The organism is Rossellomorea sp. FS2, assembly GCF_047915635.1.
Classification (GTDB): Bacteria; Bacillota; Bacilli; order Bacillales; family Bacillaceae_B; genus Rossellomorea; species Rossellomorea marisflavi_A.
On the sequence record NZ_JBLRVS010000001.1, the window covers coordinates 298,035 to 313,376 of the forward strand.

General features: G+C 49.4%; 16 protein-coding genes, 1 pseudogene and 1 other annotated feature (1 of these 18 cut by a window edge). Of the genes and pseudogenes, 14 read left to right on the forward strand and 3 right to left on the reverse strand.

All coding sequences use genetic code 11. The annotated features are described in order from the left end of the window. Positions 1-33: 33 nt before the first annotated feature. The 5 genes and pseudogenes from ACNA6I_RS01620 to ACNA6I_RS01640 all read left to right on the forward strand — a co-directional run. Positions 34-138, forward strand: a pseudogene (locus tag ACNA6I_RS01620) (IS1595 family transposase); the annotation flags it as partial. A gap of 110 nt (positions 139-248) precedes the next feature. Further along, the gene (locus tag ACNA6I_RS01625; RefSeq protein WP_416312874.1) at positions 249-779 is read left to right on the forward strand and encodes a GNAT family N-acetyltransferase; all 531 of its coding nucleotides are present in this window, start codon (positions 249-251) and stop codon (positions 777-779) included. A gap of 479 nt (positions 780-1,258) precedes the next feature. Continuing rightward, a complete protein-coding gene (locus ACNA6I_RS01630; RefSeq protein ID WP_200843187.1) occupies positions 1,259-1,993 on the forward strand; it encodes a transporter substrate-binding domain-containing protein in 735 nt (244 codons plus the stop codon). A gap of 71 nt (positions 1,994-2,064) precedes the next feature. After that, entirely contained in the window at positions 2,065-2,712 is a 648-nt protein-coding gene (locus ACNA6I_RS01635; RefSeq protein ID WP_416312875.1) for an amino acid ABC transporter permease, read from the forward strand. A gap of 12 nt (positions 2,713-2,724) precedes the next feature. Beyond that, the gene (locus ACNA6I_RS01640) at positions 2,725-3,459 is read left to right on the forward strand and encodes an amino acid ABC transporter ATP-binding protein (RefSeq protein WP_048012655.1); all 735 of its coding nucleotides are present in this window, start codon (positions 2,725-2,727) and stop codon (positions 3,457-3,459) included. Between the two features lie 257 nt (positions 3,460-3,716). Here the strand turns inward: ACNA6I_RS01640 and ACNA6I_RS01645 are convergent, their stop codons facing one another. After that, positions 3,717-4,202: a LiaI-LiaF-like domain-containing protein gene (locus ACNA6I_RS01645; RefSeq protein ID WP_048006265.1), complete on the reverse strand. Its 486-nt coding sequence runs from the start codon at positions 4,200-4,202 to the stop codon at positions 3,717-3,719. Between the two features lie 303 nt (positions 4,203-4,505). Between ACNA6I_RS01645 and hemA the strand changes: the two genes are divergently transcribed. The 7 genes from hemA (at position 4,506) to ACNA6I_RS01680 (ending at position 11,830) form a co-directional block, all read left to right on the forward strand. After that, the gene (hemA, locus tag ACNA6I_RS01650; protein WP_048006264.1) at positions 4,506-5,858 is read left to right on the forward strand and encodes a glutamyl-tRNA reductase; all 1,353 of its coding nucleotides are present in this window, start codon (positions 4,506-4,508) and stop codon (positions 5,856-5,858) included. A gap of 15 nt (positions 5,859-5,873) precedes the next feature. Beyond that, positions 5,874-6,707 (forward strand): cytochrome c biogenesis protein CcsA, encoded by an 834-nt coding sequence (ccsA, locus tag ACNA6I_RS01655; protein ID WP_048006263.1) that lies wholly within the window; start codon positions 5,874-5,876, stop codon positions 6,705-6,707. 17 nt (positions 6,708-6,724) lie between these two features. After that, complete coding sequence (hemC, locus tag ACNA6I_RS01660; RefSeq protein WP_048006262.1) at positions 6,725-7,657, forward strand: hydroxymethylbilane synthase; 933 nt, start codon at positions 6,725-6,727, stop codon at positions 7,655-7,657. After that, on the forward strand, positions 7,657-8,442 hold the full coding sequence (locus tag ACNA6I_RS01665) for a uroporphyrinogen-III synthase (RefSeq protein ID WP_048006261.1): 786 nt from the start codon (positions 7,657-7,659) through the stop codon (positions 8,440-8,442). The genes hemC and ACNA6I_RS01665 overlap by 1 nt, the downstream gene beginning before the upstream one ends. A 22-nt stretch (positions 8,443-8,464) precedes the next feature. Further along, positions 8,465-9,445 (forward strand): porphobilinogen synthase, encoded by a 981-nt coding sequence (gene hemB, locus ACNA6I_RS01670; protein ID WP_048006260.1) that lies wholly within the window; start codon positions 8,465-8,467, stop codon positions 9,443-9,445. 22 nt (positions 9,446-9,467) lie between these two features. Then, positions 9,468-10,760, forward strand: a complete 1,293-nt coding sequence (gene hemL, locus ACNA6I_RS01675; protein WP_416312876.1) for a glutamate-1-semialdehyde 2,1-aminomutase — start codon at positions 9,468-9,470, stop codon at positions 10,758-10,760. A gap of 410 nt (positions 10,761-11,170) precedes the next feature. After that, positions 11,171-11,830: a peroxiredoxin gene (locus tag ACNA6I_RS01680; RefSeq protein WP_416312877.1), complete on the forward strand. Its 660-nt coding sequence runs from the start codon at positions 11,171-11,173 to the stop codon at positions 11,828-11,830. Between the two features lie 165 nt (positions 11,831-11,995). Here the strand turns inward: ACNA6I_RS01680 and ACNA6I_RS01685 are convergent, their stop codons facing one another. Then, positions 11,996-12,301 (reverse strand): DUF4306 domain-containing protein, encoded by a 306-nt coding sequence (locus ACNA6I_RS01685; protein WP_416312878.1) that lies wholly within the window; start codon positions 12,299-12,301, stop codon positions 11,996-11,998. A 335-nt stretch (positions 12,302-12,636) separates the two neighbouring features. On the opposite strand from ACNA6I_RS01685, the gene spoVID reads away from it, so the two are divergent. Then, positions 12,637-13,827 (forward strand): stage VI sporulation protein D, encoded by a 1,191-nt coding sequence (gene spoVID / locus ACNA6I_RS01690; protein ID WP_416312879.1) that lies wholly within the window; start codon positions 12,637-12,639, stop codon positions 13,825-13,827. A gap of 76 nt (positions 13,828-13,903) precedes the next feature. Further along, the gene (gene ysxE, locus ACNA6I_RS01695) at positions 13,904-14,935 is read left to right on the forward strand and encodes a spore coat protein YsxE (RefSeq protein WP_048012649.1); all 1,032 of its coding nucleotides are present in this window, start codon (positions 13,904-13,906) and stop codon (positions 14,933-14,935) included. A gap of 35 nt (positions 14,936-14,970) precedes the next feature. On the opposite strand, the gene ACNA6I_RS01700 is transcribed toward ysxE, so the two are convergent. Continuing rightward, positions 14,971-15,159, reverse strand: coding sequence for a hypothetical protein (locus ACNA6I_RS01700; protein WP_048006254.1), 189 nt, complete (start codon positions 15,157-15,159; stop codon positions 14,971-14,973). Positions 15,160-15,322: 163 nt separating this feature from the next. Further along, positions 15,323-15,342 (forward strand) — a binding site (T-box leader); it runs 200 nt beyond the window's last position.

Consider the following 15,342-nt stretch of genomic DNA (forward strand, 5'->3'; position numbering starts at 1 on the left):
GGCGGAGTTATCACATATGAGTTGGTGATGACTGTGAGAGAAACCGATCTCCTTAAAGCTATCCAAAAGCTTCATCCAGCGGAAAAACATCGTTTGCGAGAATTTGTAATAGTCTCATCCTCCGCAGGGAGCACAATTTCAGCTCGACAATCACTTCTAATTAGGTGTTATATTGGAAATAGAAGCTTAGATCATATTTACATATACTCTAAACAATTTGGAACAAGAGAATAAAGGAGAATATTAAAATGAGATTAGAGAGCGAGAGAATTTATTTAAGACCGCTTTGCGAGTTAGATGCCCCTATTATGTTAGGAAATACATTAGATGAAGAATTACGTTATATGACTGGGACTACTTCTGATTTTTCATTGGAACAAATAAAGACACATATAAATAATATCAATAATGATTCTAGTCGGTATGATTTTGCTATTTGTTTAAAAAGCAGTGATGAAATGATTGGAGAATTATCGATATTTGATCTTGATGAGGAGAATAGAAAGGCAGGATTCAGAATATCAATGGCTTCTATTTCATTAACAGGAAAAGGTTATGGAACTGAGGCAATCAATATAGTTCTAAGTTTTGTTTTTAATCAACTCGAATTAACTCGTTTACAGTTGGAAGTATTTAGTCATAATACACGTGGAATCAGGGCGTATGAAAAAGTTGGATTTGTAAAAGAAGGTGTATTACGTCAGTCCTTATACTACAATGAACAATATTCAGATGAAATTATTATGGCAATACTTAAAAGTGATTACGAAAAGTTATGATTGTAATTGTCTTTGTTTGTGAATGAATACGCTTAAACAAACAGGGGCGTTAGTTTCATAAGACAATAGAAAAACGGAACTTCCAATCTTGTGGAAGTTCCGTTTTCTTTTAGATAAACGATAAACGCTAACAGAACCTTTTTTTAAACCATGACTGTCCGTTCCAATCCCATGCTCGGATTCAGCCATCTAAATGTCCTAGTATGATAGCTCCAAAATGATGACTGAGAGAGGCAATAAGCACTAATAGAAGCGAGGGATATAAAGCATCCTCAAGGATCCGGGCGGATACTTGTCTTTACAGGAGATGGGTTTATCTCAAGTTGGCATAGGGTAAATAATGGAATGATATCATGATATTTGAATTTTGTGAATATTATTTATTGTTGATACAATTGTTCAGAGTAGTGAAAAAAAGAGGGGGACGTATACACGTGAAAATTTGGACAAGACTGACGCTTTTCGTCGCACTCGCCGTGATGCTCACGGCATGTGGGTCAAAGGCAACAACCGAAGGCGGGGCTGACCTCGTAAAAGCGGATACCTTCACCTTCTCTGCATCTGGTGAATTCAAGCCTTTCAGCTATACCAATAGCGAAGGGAAGATGGAAGGATTCGACATCGACGTGGCGGAAGCCGTCGCCAAGGAGCTGGGTCTTAAACCTGATCAGAAGAAATTTAAATTCGCCGGGATCGTGGAAGGCGTGAAATCCGGACGATTCGATGCAGCAGTCGCTTCACACACCATCACGGAGGATCGTGCCAAAGAAGTCGACTTCTCGACACCGTATTATTATTCCGGACCCCAGATCTTCGTCAGACCGGATAGCGACGTCGAAACGCTCGACGATTTGAAAGGAAAAGAAATCGCGGTTTCCAAAGGCTCATCCTATGCCAAGGAAGCAGAAGCCGTCACTGATAATATCCCGCAGTACGATAGCGATGTCGTGGCCCTGGAAGCATTGAGCAAGGGGAAGCATGATGCCGTCATAACGGACTTTGTAACCGGTAAGGAGGCAATCTCGTCGGGGATGAAGCTGGATGCGAAGGAGCTCCTCGGACGGAGTGAGCAGGCCATCGCCGTGAGCAAGGATAATCCCAAACTCTTGAAAGAGATCAATGCTGCCCTTGAAAAACTGAGGGACGATGGGACATTGAAGAAAATCAGTGAAAAATATTTCGACTCAGATATTACGACGGATCCAAGTGAGTAAAGCGTAAGCGTGGGACGGATGCGCAGTCATGCGCATCCGTCTTTTAAATGAAACAGCCGGGAGGAAAGCATATGGATTTTTTGAAGATCGTAATCGACACATACCCCATCTTCCTGAAGGGGATGCTGCTCACATTTCAGCTAACCGCCATCGCGGTTCTCATTGCCATCGTCATCGGATTGTTCTTCGCCTTTTTAAAGATTTCACCGGTGAAGATCCTCCAGTATATCGCGGACTTATATATTTTCGTCGTCAGGGGGACACCGTTGATCGTCCAGATCTTCATCTTCTACTATGGCCTCACCTCGATCAACCTTCCGAGCTTCTGGGCAGTTGCACTGGGGCTGGCGTTCCACAACGGAGCGTATATCGCAGAGATCTTCAGGGGCTCGATCCAGTCTGTGGATCGCGGCCAAATGGAGGCAGGGCGATCCCTCGGAATGTCCATGAGCCTGACCATGAGGAGGATCATCCTCCCGCAGGCGTTCAAGCGGGCCCTCCCGCCACTCGGGAATCAGTTCATCATCGCCGTGAAGGACTCGTCCCTAGCCTCATTCATCGGCATGTACGAGCTATTCAGCGTAGCGACGACGCTCGGCTCCAATAATTTCGATTATATGACGTACCTGCTTGTTGTCGCAATTTACTACCTCGTACTCGTATTCGTGTTTACAATCATCGTCAACATCATCGAGAAACGATTAGCGGTAAGTGATTAAGGGGGAAGACTTATGAGTAAAGAGATGATCAAGGTGGAAAAATTGAATAAATCCTTCGGTGATCTCCATGTCCTGAAGGATATTGATATGAGCGTGAACGAAAGCGACGTTGTCTGCCTCATCGGAGCAAGCGGTTCGGGGAAGAGTACGCTGCTTCGCTGTCTCAATTTCCTTGAACTGAAGGACGGAGGGAGAGTGGTCATCGAAGGTGATGACATCGATCAAAAGACGCATGACCTCAACAAGATCCGTGAGAAAGTGGGGATGGTGTTTCAGCACTTCCATCTCTTCCCCCATAAAACGGTCCTAGAGAACGTCATGGAAGCGCCGGTCCATGTAAAAAGGATGGACCGTGAAACAGCAAGGAAAACAGCGAAGGAGCTTCTGAAAAAAGTCGGCCTGGCCGACAAGGAAGGGGTCTATCCATCGAAGCTCTCCGGCGGGCAGAAGCAGCGGGTCGCCATCGCCAGGGCCCTTGCCATGAAGCCCGATATCATGCTGTTCGATGAACCGACCTCTGCCCTCGATCCCGAACTGGTCGGGGAAGTGCTGGCCACGATGAAGCAGCTCGCACACGAGGGGATGACGATGATCGTCGTCACTCATGAGATGGGGTTTGCGAGGGAAGTGGCCGACTGGGTCGTCTACATGCACGACGGGCGGATCGTCGAAGTCGGGCATCCCGGGGAAATGTTCGGTTCGCCTAAAGAGGAGAGGACCAAGGCGTTCCTTGATGCGGTATTATAAGAGAAGAAGGCTGGGAGAAAAACGGCAGTCATAGTAAAACCCGAAGTCAGCTGCCTAAAGCAAATGACTTCGGGTTTTTCATTGGTTTCATGACCAAGTTTCCAGCGGTTGATTGGAGTGCAAGACGAAGACTCCTGCGGGAAGAGGAGCTCCCCGCAGCGTGCAGAGGAAGCTCACGGGCTAACCGCGGAAAGCGTAGTCTTGCACGGAAATCATGAGCGGCATAAAGAATCTACACGGATCGTGTTTATGTACGCCTATTTTCTCTTGAAGAAGAGAAGGAATGCCCCGATGAGGATGAGGACGAAAGGCCAGAGGCTGACGATGGAACCGACCTGTCCTCCGAGGAAGCCCAACCAGCCTGCCGTTCGATCTGAGAATAACATGAGGATCGACAGGACAAGGAACAGCCCTCCCTGGAACATCCCTGTTCCCGTCTTCTGATAGCGCAGAAGGAAGCCGAGGGCGAGGATCAGGACGAATACGCCCATATGATCCGGCCAGACGGGCATCCGGTTGACAAGGTGGAAGTGCAGGCCGAATCCAACGAGGATCGTCCCGGGAAGGATCGCTTCATAGTCCTTCCCGACATATCCTTGAGCCAGGAAGGCGATGCCGACGATCATGAGCAGGGTCGGCCAGGTGAAAAACTCGCTGAATAAGATGATATGTGCCTGTTGAAGATAAAAGTAAGCACCGAATCCCAGGAGGATGACTCCGGGGAAAATCCGCTGTTGCTTCATATGGTTCCTCCGTCTTATGGAATGACTGCTTTTCGTGTTTCACTCACTTGATTCTTATAGCTTGATTTGATAATCTACATAGGTGGGACTTGTCGAAAGTCCGTCTTTTTTGCAACGGAATGTAAATGCTTTCAGATTGAAGGAAGAACCCAATTATACAGTAAATCAAACCATGGGTAAGTTTCAAGCATTCCGCTTTCCATGGCAAACATAGGTTTCATTTTCTGTTCACATTTTATCCTGAGTGATGCAGTAGGACATGTTATAATAAGAATGATTTTAATTTGGGGGTGTCACGCACTTATGCATACAATTGTAGTTGGTTTAAATTATAAAACGGCCCCTGTAGAGATTCGTGAACGTCTATCTTTTAATGAAACTGATCTTGCTTCGGCCATGAAGGCGCTGAAGGAGAAAAAAAGCATCCTGGAAAATGTGATTGTTTCCACATGCAACCGCACGGAAGTGTATGCGGTGGTCGATCAGCTTCATACAGGCCGCTATTATATTAAAGATTTCTTATCTCAATGGTTTGATATAGATAAAGAGGAATTCTCCCCTTACTTGTTCATTTATGAACAGGAGGGAGCGGTGGAACATCTCTTCAAGGTGGCTACCGGCCTCAACTCCATGGTTCTCGGGGAAACCCAGATTCTTGGGCAGGTCCGCTCAAGCTTCCTTCTTGCACAAGAGGCAGGAGCAACCGGTACGGTCTTCAATCATCTATTCAAGCAGGCCGTCACACTCGGGAAAAAAGGCCATGCCGAAACCGAGATCGGGTCCAACGCCGTATCCGTCAGCTATGCGGCCGTCGAGCTTGCCAAGAAAGTATTCGGCAGCCTCAGCAAAAAGAACGTCCTCGTCCTCGGGGCAGGAAAGATGGGGGAACTGGCCATCAAGAACCTTCAGGGAAGCGGTGCAACACAGATCACCATCATCAACCGCACGTTCGAAAAAGCAGAGGCCCTTGCCGGTAAGATCGATGGACAGGCGAAGACGCTACAGGAGCTCCAATGCTCCCTTGTCGAAGCTGATATCCTGATCAGTTCCACTGGCTCCAAGGATTTTGTCCTCTCGAAGGAAACGATGGCCCATGTGGAGCGCATGCGGAAAGGCCGTCCCCTTTTCATGGTGGACATCGCCGTGCCGCGTGACCTCGATCCTTCCATCGCGGAACTCGAGAGCGTCTTCCTCTATGATATCGATGACCTGGAAGACATCGTGGAAGCCAATCTAGCCGAGCGTCAAAAAGCCGCCGAGCAGATTGAAATCATGATCGAAGGGGAGATCCTCGCCTTCAAAGAGTGGCTCAATATGCTGGGCGTCGTTCCGGTCATTTCCGCTCTTCGTCAGAAAGCCCTGTCGATCCAGGCTGAAACGATGGTCAGCATCGAGCGCAAGATGCCGAATCTTACCGACCGTGAGCGCAAGGTGCTCAATAAGCATACGAAGAGCATCATCAACCAGCTGCTGAAGGATCCGATCCTGCAGGCGAAGGAATTTGCCGGAAAGCCTGACGCATCAGAAAAACTGGATCTGTTCATCGATATCTTCAACATCGAAGAGCAGGTGCTCCAACAGAAACAGGCCAAAGAGTCGGAAGAAAAGAATGAGAGCAGTCACTCGCTATCGCCGCAACCTTCTTTTCAATTTTAAGGAGGGTTGGAGTCTATGTTTGAACAAACGATGACCAGACTGCATGAACTGATGATCGTCCTTTATGCCATTAGTATTCTTTTTTACTTCATCGATTTTTTAAACAAAAACCGGAAGGCCAATACAGTGGCCTTCTGGCTCCTTGCGATTGTTTGGGTCCTTCAAACAATTTTTTTATTTCTCTATATGATGGACACGGGAAGATTCCCCGTCCTCACTATATTTGAAGGGTTGTATTTCTACGCGTGGATCCTCATCACCCTGTCGCTGGTGATCAACCGGTTCCTCCGCGTCGATTTCATCGTATTCTTCACCAATATCCTGGGTTTCATCATCATGGCGATCCATACGTTCGCACCGGTTCAGATCGAATCCCAGGCCATGGCGGAGCAGCTTGTATCGGAACTGCTCCTCATCCATATCACGATGGCGATCCTTTCTTATGGGGCGTTTTCCCTGTCATTCGTCTTTTCCCTCCTTTACCTTCTGCAGTTCAAACTGCTGAAGGAGAAGAAGTGGGGGCAGCGGCTTTGGAGGATCACGGATCTGTCGCGGCTTGAGATGTTTTCGTACATACTGAATGCCATCGGGGTGGCCATGCTCCTCCTCAGTCTCATCTTGGGGCTGCAGTGGGCATATATACGGCTTCCGGACTTTGTCTGGTATGATCCGAAGATCATCGGTTCATTCATCCTGCTCATTCTATACGGGATCTTCCTCTATCTGCGATTGAAGAAAAATGTATTCGGCAAGAACCTTGCACTCCTGAATGTGGCAGCGTTCCTGATCATCCTGATCAACTTCTTCCTCGGAAGCAGGCTGTCATCATTCCATTTCTGGTATTCATAAGTTTTTGGGAGGTCATTATGAGAAAAATCATTGTAGGCTCTAGACGCAGTAAACTAGCACTCACCCAATCTAACTGGGTGATCGATCAGCTGAAGGCACTCGATCCTTCATTCGACTTCGAGCTGAAGGAAATCGTCACAAAGGGAGACCGCATCCTTGATGTGACCCTTTCAAAAGTGGGAGGGAAAGGCCTTTTCGTCAAAGAGATCGAGCAGGCGATGCTTGACGGTGAGATCGACATGGCCGTTCACAGCATGAAAGATATGCCTGCTGTCCTCCCGGAAGGACTGACCATCGGGTGTATCCCGGAGCGTGAGGATTTCCGTGATGCCTTCATCAGCAGAAACCATGTGCGCCTGAAGGATATGCCAGCCGGATCCATCATCGGAACGAGCAGCCTTCGACGCGGTGCACAGCTTCTTTCCGTGAGACCGGACCTTGAGATCAAATGGATCCGCGGGAATATCGATACACGCCTCTCGAAGCTTGAGACAGATGGATATGATGCCATCATCCTGGCGGCAGCAGGACTTTCGCGCATGGGCTGGACAAGGGACGTGGTAACGGAGTTCCTCGATCCCGATCTTTGCCTTCCGGCTGTCGGCCAAGGGGCATTGTCCATCGAGTGCCGTGAGAGCGATTCAGAGCTCTTGGCGCTCCTCGATCAGTTTGCGTGCGGGGAAACGACCAGGACGGTCACGGCAGAACGTGCTTTCCTTCATAAGATGGAAGGTGGATGCCAGGTTCCGATCGCAGGATTTGCGGAAGAAAAGCCTGACGGATCCATCGCCCTCACCGGTCTGGTAGCTTCTCCCGATGGACAGACCATCTACAAGGAGTACGTAGTCGGACACGATCCCGAGGAGCTTGGGAGGGCCGTGGCGGAAAGTTTGACGAATCAGGGTGCAAAGGCCCTGATCGATCAGGTGAAAGAGGAGCTTGACCAGTAATGAGCGGGGGTAAGCCTTTAGATGGTGTAAAGGTCCTCATCACCCGCGGTCAATCAGGGGCCAGTGAAACGGCTTCAAGGATTCAAGCGGAAGGGGGCATCCCGGTTGTGGTGCCCCTCTTGAAGTTCGAAGCCCGGATCGATCCCTCGGAGAAAGAATGGGGGGGCTCCCTACATACATATGATTGGATTCTGTTCACGAGTAAGAACGGGGTTCATTTCTTCCTGGAGGCCATGGACCGCATGGGCATCTCCCTGTCATCTTTAGGAGTGAGATGCGCAGCCGTCGGAGATAAGACGGCCTGTTACTGTGAAAAACGGGGGATACCCATTGATTTCATTCCAACGGAATTTACGGGTGATGCCTTTGCCAGTGAGTTCATTCATGCGGTGGAGGGGAATGCCAAGGTCCTTGTGCCAAAAGGCAACCTCGCCCGGAACGTGATCAGTGAGGAGCTGAACCGGTCCGGCATGATGTGTCACGAATGGATCGTCTATGAGACGGTGCTTCCCGTGGAAAGCGGTGATAGGCTCAAGAATGTCCTTGAACGGAAGGAAGCGGATATCATCACGTTCACAAGTTCGTCCACTGTCCATCACTTCATGAAGGTGGTCAAAGCCCATTCCCTCGGGCGTTTCATCGAGGGGATCCCCATGGCCTGTATCGGTCCGATCACAAAAGAAACGGCCGAACAGTACGGATTACATGTAAAAATCAGCCCAAAGGTTTATACTGTAAATGAAATGGTAGAATCCATTAAAACCTATATCCAACAGCACGACTGATTTCCTTTAGGAGGGTTACACTATGTCTGAATTACAATTCAACCGTCACCGCCGCCTGCGTCAAACCGAGAACATGCGTGCGCTTGTGAGGGAAACACATTTGCGAAAAGAAGATCTGATCTATCCACTATTCGTTGTGGAAGGGGAGAATATCCGACGTCCTGTCCCTTCCATGCCGGATGTCTATCATATATCCATGGACAATCTCCAAGCAGAAATGGACGAGATCGTGTCCCTTGGCATCAAATCCATCATCCTGTTCGGCGTCCCTGCCGAAAAAGATGAAATGGGCTCACAGGCCTATCATGATCACGGCATCGTCCAGCAGGCGACCCGGTTCGTGAAGGAGCGCTACCCGGAAATGGTGGTGGTTGCGGATACGTGCCTGTGCCAATACACGAGCCACGGTCACTGCGGCATCGTCGAAGGTGGTAAGATCCTGAATGATCCGACCCTTGACCTGCTTGCGAAAACCGCTGTCAGCCAGGCAGAAGCGGGTGCCGACATCATCGCACCGTCCAATATGATGGACGGATTCGTAGCGGCGATCCGTCACGGTCTCGATGAAGCCGGCTACACCGATGTTCCCATCATGTCTTATGCCGTGAAATATTCATCCAGCTTCTATGGTCCTTTCCGTGATGCGGCCCATTCCACTCCTCAATTCGGAGACCGCAGGACGTACCAGATGGACCCTGCGAACCGCCTGGAAGCATTACGGGAAGCGCAGTCGGATATAGAGGAAGGTGCCGACTTCCTAATCGTCAAACCGGCCCTATCGTATCTTGATATCATGCGTGATGTGAAGGATCGCTTCAATGCTCCTGTTGTCGCCTATAACGTGAGCGGTGAATACAGCATGGTCAAAGCGGCCGCACAAAACGGCTGGATCGACGAGAAAGGCATCGTCATGGAGAAATTGGTAAGCATGAAACGTGCAGGAGCCGACTTGATCGTCACCTATCATGCCAAAGACGCAGCAAGATGGTTATCTGAATCTTAATTGGAACGGGAGGAATGGAACGATGCGATCGTATGAAAAATCAAAGCAAGCCTTTCAGGAGGCATTAAAATTGATGCCGGGCGGAGTGAACAGTCCGGTACGTGCATTTAAATCCGTTGATATGGATCCCATTTTCATGGAACGTGGTAAGGGCTCCAAAATCTATGATATCGATGGCAATGACTACATCGATTATGTCCTTTCCTGGGGACCACTGATCCTTGGACACGCCAACGACCGCGTGGTGGAAGCAATCAAGAAGGTAGCCGAAAATGGAACAAGCTTCGGTGCGCCGACCGAGATCGAAAACGAACTGGCGAGCCTCGTCATCGAGCGCGTGCCGAGTATCGAAGTTGTGCGGATGGTATCTTCCGGTACGGAAGCGACCATGAGCGCCCTCCGTCTTGCGCGCGGGTATACTGGACGCAACAAGATCCTGAAGTTTGAAGGCTGCTATCACGGCCATGGCGATTCCCTCCTTATCAAAGCGGGATCCGGTGTCGCCACACTCGGCCTACCGGACAGTCCCGGAGTTCCGGAAGGGATCGCGAAGAATACCATCACCGTTCCGTATAACGACCTTGACAGCATCCGCTATGCGTTCGAACAGTTCGGTGATGACATCGCAGGCGTGATCGTGGAGCCTGTTGCCGGGAATATGGGGGTTGTCCCGCCGAAACCCGGTTTCCTAGAAGGACTCAGGGAAGTAACAGAGCAGTACGGCTCCCTCTTGATCTTTGATGAGGTCATGACCGGTTTCCGTGTCGGATACAACTGTGCACAAGGGTATTTTGGCGTCACACCTGACCTGACCTGCCTTGGTAAAGTCATCGGTGGTGGTCTTCCAGTCGGTGCGTACGGCGGGAAAGCGGAAATCATGGAGCAGATCGCTCCGAGCGGCCCGATCTATCAGGCGGGTACGCTTTCCGGGAACCCCCTTGCCATGACGGCCGGACTCGAGACATTGAAGCAGCTCACACCGGAGAGCTATGAAGAATTCGGACGCATCGCCGATCGCCTCCAAGATGGCTTGAGCACGCTTGCCGAGAAATATGGGATCCCTCATACGATCAATCGCGCCGGCTCCATGATCGGATTGTTCTTCACCGATGAAGAAGTGTCCAATTATGAAGGAGCCAAGTCATCCGATCTTGAGATGTTCTCGAACTATTATCGTGAGATGGCCCATAACGGTGTCTTCCTCCCGCCTTCTCAGTTCGAGGGACTTTTCCTGTCGACCGCCCATACGGATGAAGATATCGACAAGACCCTCGATGCGGCTGAAGCGGCATTCATGAAGATTCAACAAAAATAAGTCAGTAAAGAGACTGGACAAACGTGTTTTAGTCATAGTAAAACCCGAATTCATTTGCCTGCGATCTGGCAAAATGGTTCGGGTTTTAATTTGTTTCATGACCATTTAAATGGTTTCCAGCGGTCGATTGGAGTGCAAGACGAAGCCTTCTGCGGCATCCCGCAGGCAAGCCTTGAGGAGGCTCAAGGGCTACCCGCAGAAAGCAAAGTCTTGCACGGAACTCATGAGAGGTATAAAGAATCTATACGGATCGTGTTCGCCATGAAATGGTCCCTTTTTCATTTTGGCCAACCTCTTTTTCGATTGAATCCGGCCTTATCCTACTTTCGTTCCATTTTCTGGTGATGGCGATTGACGCCAAGTATGGAGTGGTACAGTACCTGTAATCAAATGATTGGGAGGCAGATAGAATGGAAGGGAGCTCGACAGAAACACAGGAATTTACCATGCCGCGCATCGGTGACGATGCACCGGGATTCACGGCCGCCACGAGCAGGGGGAACGTCAGCTTGTCTGATTACAAGGGCAGGTGGGTGGTATTATTTTCTCATCCGTCGGACTTTACCCCGGTGTGCACGACCGAATTCGTCGCATTTCAGGAGATTTACCCCGAACTGCAAAAGCTGGATACCGATCTGTTGGGACTGAGTGTGGATAGTGTTTCGTCCCACATCGCTTGGATCAGGAGCATCGAAGAGAACTTTGATACCACCATCGAATTTCCCATCATTGCCGATCTGGACAAAGAAGTGGCCATGAAATATGGCATGATCATGCCTGGGGAGAGCCAGGTCGAGACGAGCCGGGCTGTCTTTGTGATCGACAGCCGTCAAATGATCCGCTCCATCATCTATTACCCGCTCACAACGGGTCGCAACATGAAGGAAATCGTGCGTCTCGTCCATGCCCTGCAGGCAACGGATGAGCACGGTGTATCCACACCTGCCGACTGGGAGCCGGGTGACAAAGTCGTAGTCTCTCCACCGGAAACACAGGAAGAGGCTGCAGAACGTGCAAATGAAGAGGGGATCGAGTATATAGACTGGTATATTTCCAAAAAGACGCTGTAGTAATAATAACCGTCCGCATGGCGCGGACGGTTATTTTTTATGGGAAATTCATTCCTCATGCCACACTTGAATGGAAAGCTCGAGCGTCCCGGCAAACCTTGAACGGTTCGGTTACATGGGATATACGATGGTGAGTCACATTGGATGGGTGGCCGTCATGGATGTTTAATTTGTGGGTTGATATTTAGTGAAAAGGATTCGCCTGAGGATCAAGACGATCAGGCAGAGTGCATACAGGAAACTGACAATCATCAGAATAGTGACTGCGAGTGGGGCATGCTGAAACCCATAGATCAGCTTATCAAGATCAGAAATATCGCGTGGGGTCATGGCGTCTTTGCTGAATATGAGCATTTCACTCCAATTGTCCTCTAGCATCAAGTAACTCGCTATCCAGCCGAAGGTGAAAAAGGTGTATGAAAAAATCCCCAAAGACAGTATCAACTGAAAAAATGTGAATGGTTTATTCAAAAAGATCCTCCGCTCCAACTTTCATTCTTTTTGTTTAAATTTACCATCCGTTGATGGGAGATGCAATCTGCTTTTTTCTGCATGGATCTCACGGAGCTATCAGCATGGAGTATCTCGCCGTGAGAATAGGGACGAATGACACACTTGGCGTCATCTCAAAGAAAAGCACATACGCCATTTCCCCTTGAACCCTCTATCGTGCAGGCAGTGTTTAGGAGGAGGAGCCTTCGGGATTTCCGGAAGTTCACAAACAGTATCATATTCTTTCATGCGAGCCCATATAGTGATAATGGCATTGTTTGTTATTTCTTTGCTTAATGAAAGGAGGAATTTCTTTGTCGCAGCAATCGAGTCTACGATTTTCCCTGGAAGAATCGATTTGGTTTAAAAAAGGACAGGAAGTTGAAGAGTTATTATCCATCTCCTTAGATCCACATATAACGATACAAGAACAAGAGCAGTATATCCTCATAAGAGGCAGCCTGGATCTGTCCGGTGAATACCTTCCGTCCTCGGTGAGGGATGATGATGAAGCTTATGAGGTGGATGAGATCCTGGAGGCAAGCGGCAAGTACGTCCAGATGGTGGAGAGCCGCGAGAAAGGGGAGCTGGAGTTCATTCATTGCTTCCCGGTGGATGTGACGATCCCGAAGAACCGGATCGAGAATCTGGAAGATATCGATGTGTATGTGGAGGCATTCGATTATGCCGTCCCTGAAAATGCCTGCATCAGGCTGAATGCCGACTTGACCATCACAGGGATCTTTGGTGAGCAGCAGGTGCAGACGCCTGTAGAAGAAGAGCTGTATGAACCGATGTACCGTGCCGTCGACACGATGGAAGAAGTGGGGGCTGAAGAAGCGGAAGAAGTGGAAGTGACGCTGGAGACGGTCGTACCTGATTACGTTGAGCAGCCGCCGAGGGAGGAAGAATATGATGTCTTCACCCTTTCTCCTGCCTATGAGGAAGTGGAAGAAGAGGAGGAGCCGGAGGAAACGGAACCTTTCGTGCTTGAAGGAAGGGTGACGCCTGAAGAGGAAGAGATCCCGGTCCAGATCCAGTATGAATCATTCCCTGAACCAGAAGCGATGAGAAGCGAGAAGATGTTTGAGCTCCCGGAACACGAGCTGAGTGAATCATCCGAGGATCAGTCCTATCAGCATCAGGCGCAGGAGCCTGTCCAGCCGCCTGTTCAACTCCCGGTCCAAGAGGTCATGGAGGCAGAGGAGGAGGAAGAGGAAGAATCCTCTTCAAGCTCCGAGGTCGAAGCGGCGAAAAAATCCAAAGGCAAGAAGAAGAAATATGATTCGATATCCCTAACGGATTTCTTCGCCCGGAAGGAAGAGGAGCGGGGTGCCACGCTCCGGGTGTGCATCGTCCAGGACGGTGATACCCTTGATTCCATCGCAGAGAAATATGAACTGACGATCCCGCAGCTGCTGAGGGTGAATCAGCTTGAGGCCAATCAGGACGTGTACGGCGGTCAAGTGCTGTATATCCCGCCTGAAGAGCCAGCTTTTCGGTAAGGGTGCAATGGAAGCCGGACTGACGCGTTAGGGTTGGTCCGGCTTTTTTAGAGTATACAGGCAGAAGGTGATAAACATGGAACAACCCCTGGAAGCATTGAGGCCCGTACTTCAGCCGTATGGCGTCGAACCTTATTTCGTCGAGAGCTTCGGCAAGATCTACAAGGTGTTTTCGAATAAGGGGACCCTTGCCGTCAAAAAGCTCTCTCCTCAAATCGGGGTGGATTTTGTCCGCAACATCCAGACCCTTTTCCAAAGGGGGTATAACCGCATCGTGCCGATTTATCCCACGCTGGACGGCCGCTATGCGGTATGGAATGAGGGAAGCCTTTACTACGTGATGCCCTGGCTCATCAATCAGGATAGGGAAGATCGCTTCGAGAAGCACCAGAAGCTGTTCAGGGAGCTTGCACGCCTTCATACCCTCTCCTCCCAGGAAGTGAAGATTGATAAAGAAGAGCGGGAATCCCATTACGAATTGCTCACCACACGATGGGAGAAAGAACAGCAGTTCCTCGATGAGTATATTGATACATGTGAGCGGGTCACGTATATGTCGCCGTTTCAGTACCATTACTGTATGTATTATAAAGATGCGTCGCAGGCGCTGAAGTTTTCCAGGAAGATGCTCGATGAATGGTATGAGGAAACGAAGGAGCTCGAGAAAGTACGGACGGTCATCACCCACGGGAAGGTTTCTTCCGAGCACTTCCTGTATGATGATAGGGGAATGGGGTATTTTCACAACTTCGAGCAATCCAAGGTCGCCTCCCCCTTCCATGACCTCCTCCCGTTCCTGTCCAGGACGTTGAAGACGTATCCGAAGTACTATGAAGAATGCGTGGAATGGCTCAACACCTATTTTCATCATTTTGCTGTCCGGAATGAGGAGAGGCAGCTGTTCATGAGCTATCTTGCCTATCCGAGCTCCGTGATCGCCGTGGTGGAGAAATATTTCCACACCCCGAAGCATAAACGCAATGAGCGAAAATCACTGAAGAAGCTTCAGCGTCACTATTGGCTCCTGAAAAATACGGAGTACGTGGTCATGCGGCTGGATGAAATGGAGCGGCAGAAAAAAGAAGCGGAAGAAGCATCCTCTTCATAAGAAGCGCCCCGGACAGGATCCGGGGCTTTGTTTTTTTATATCCAGTCGAAATAGATGGCAGCGGCTATCGCAAGGAAGAGGGTCAGCAAAAGGACGTCGAACGTGGAGGGGATCAGGATCGTGCGTATCCCTTGGAATATGGTGAAGGGGACGATGAATTGCTTGCATATGGCGCGGGTGTTCCTCAGCCAGGGGGGCTGGGTATGGGAGCTGAATTTCTTCATACCGGTCACTCTCTTTCCTGGGTGATTTCACTACTGTATCCTATGAAGGGTGAGGGAAATGGTGTCAGACGGGCTTTCCGGTGAATATTTTGCGGGGAAATGGGCGATAATGATTGACGAACCTGAATCAAATCTTATACTATAATAAATAACTATATAACATGTAAATGCAATGAACAGGAA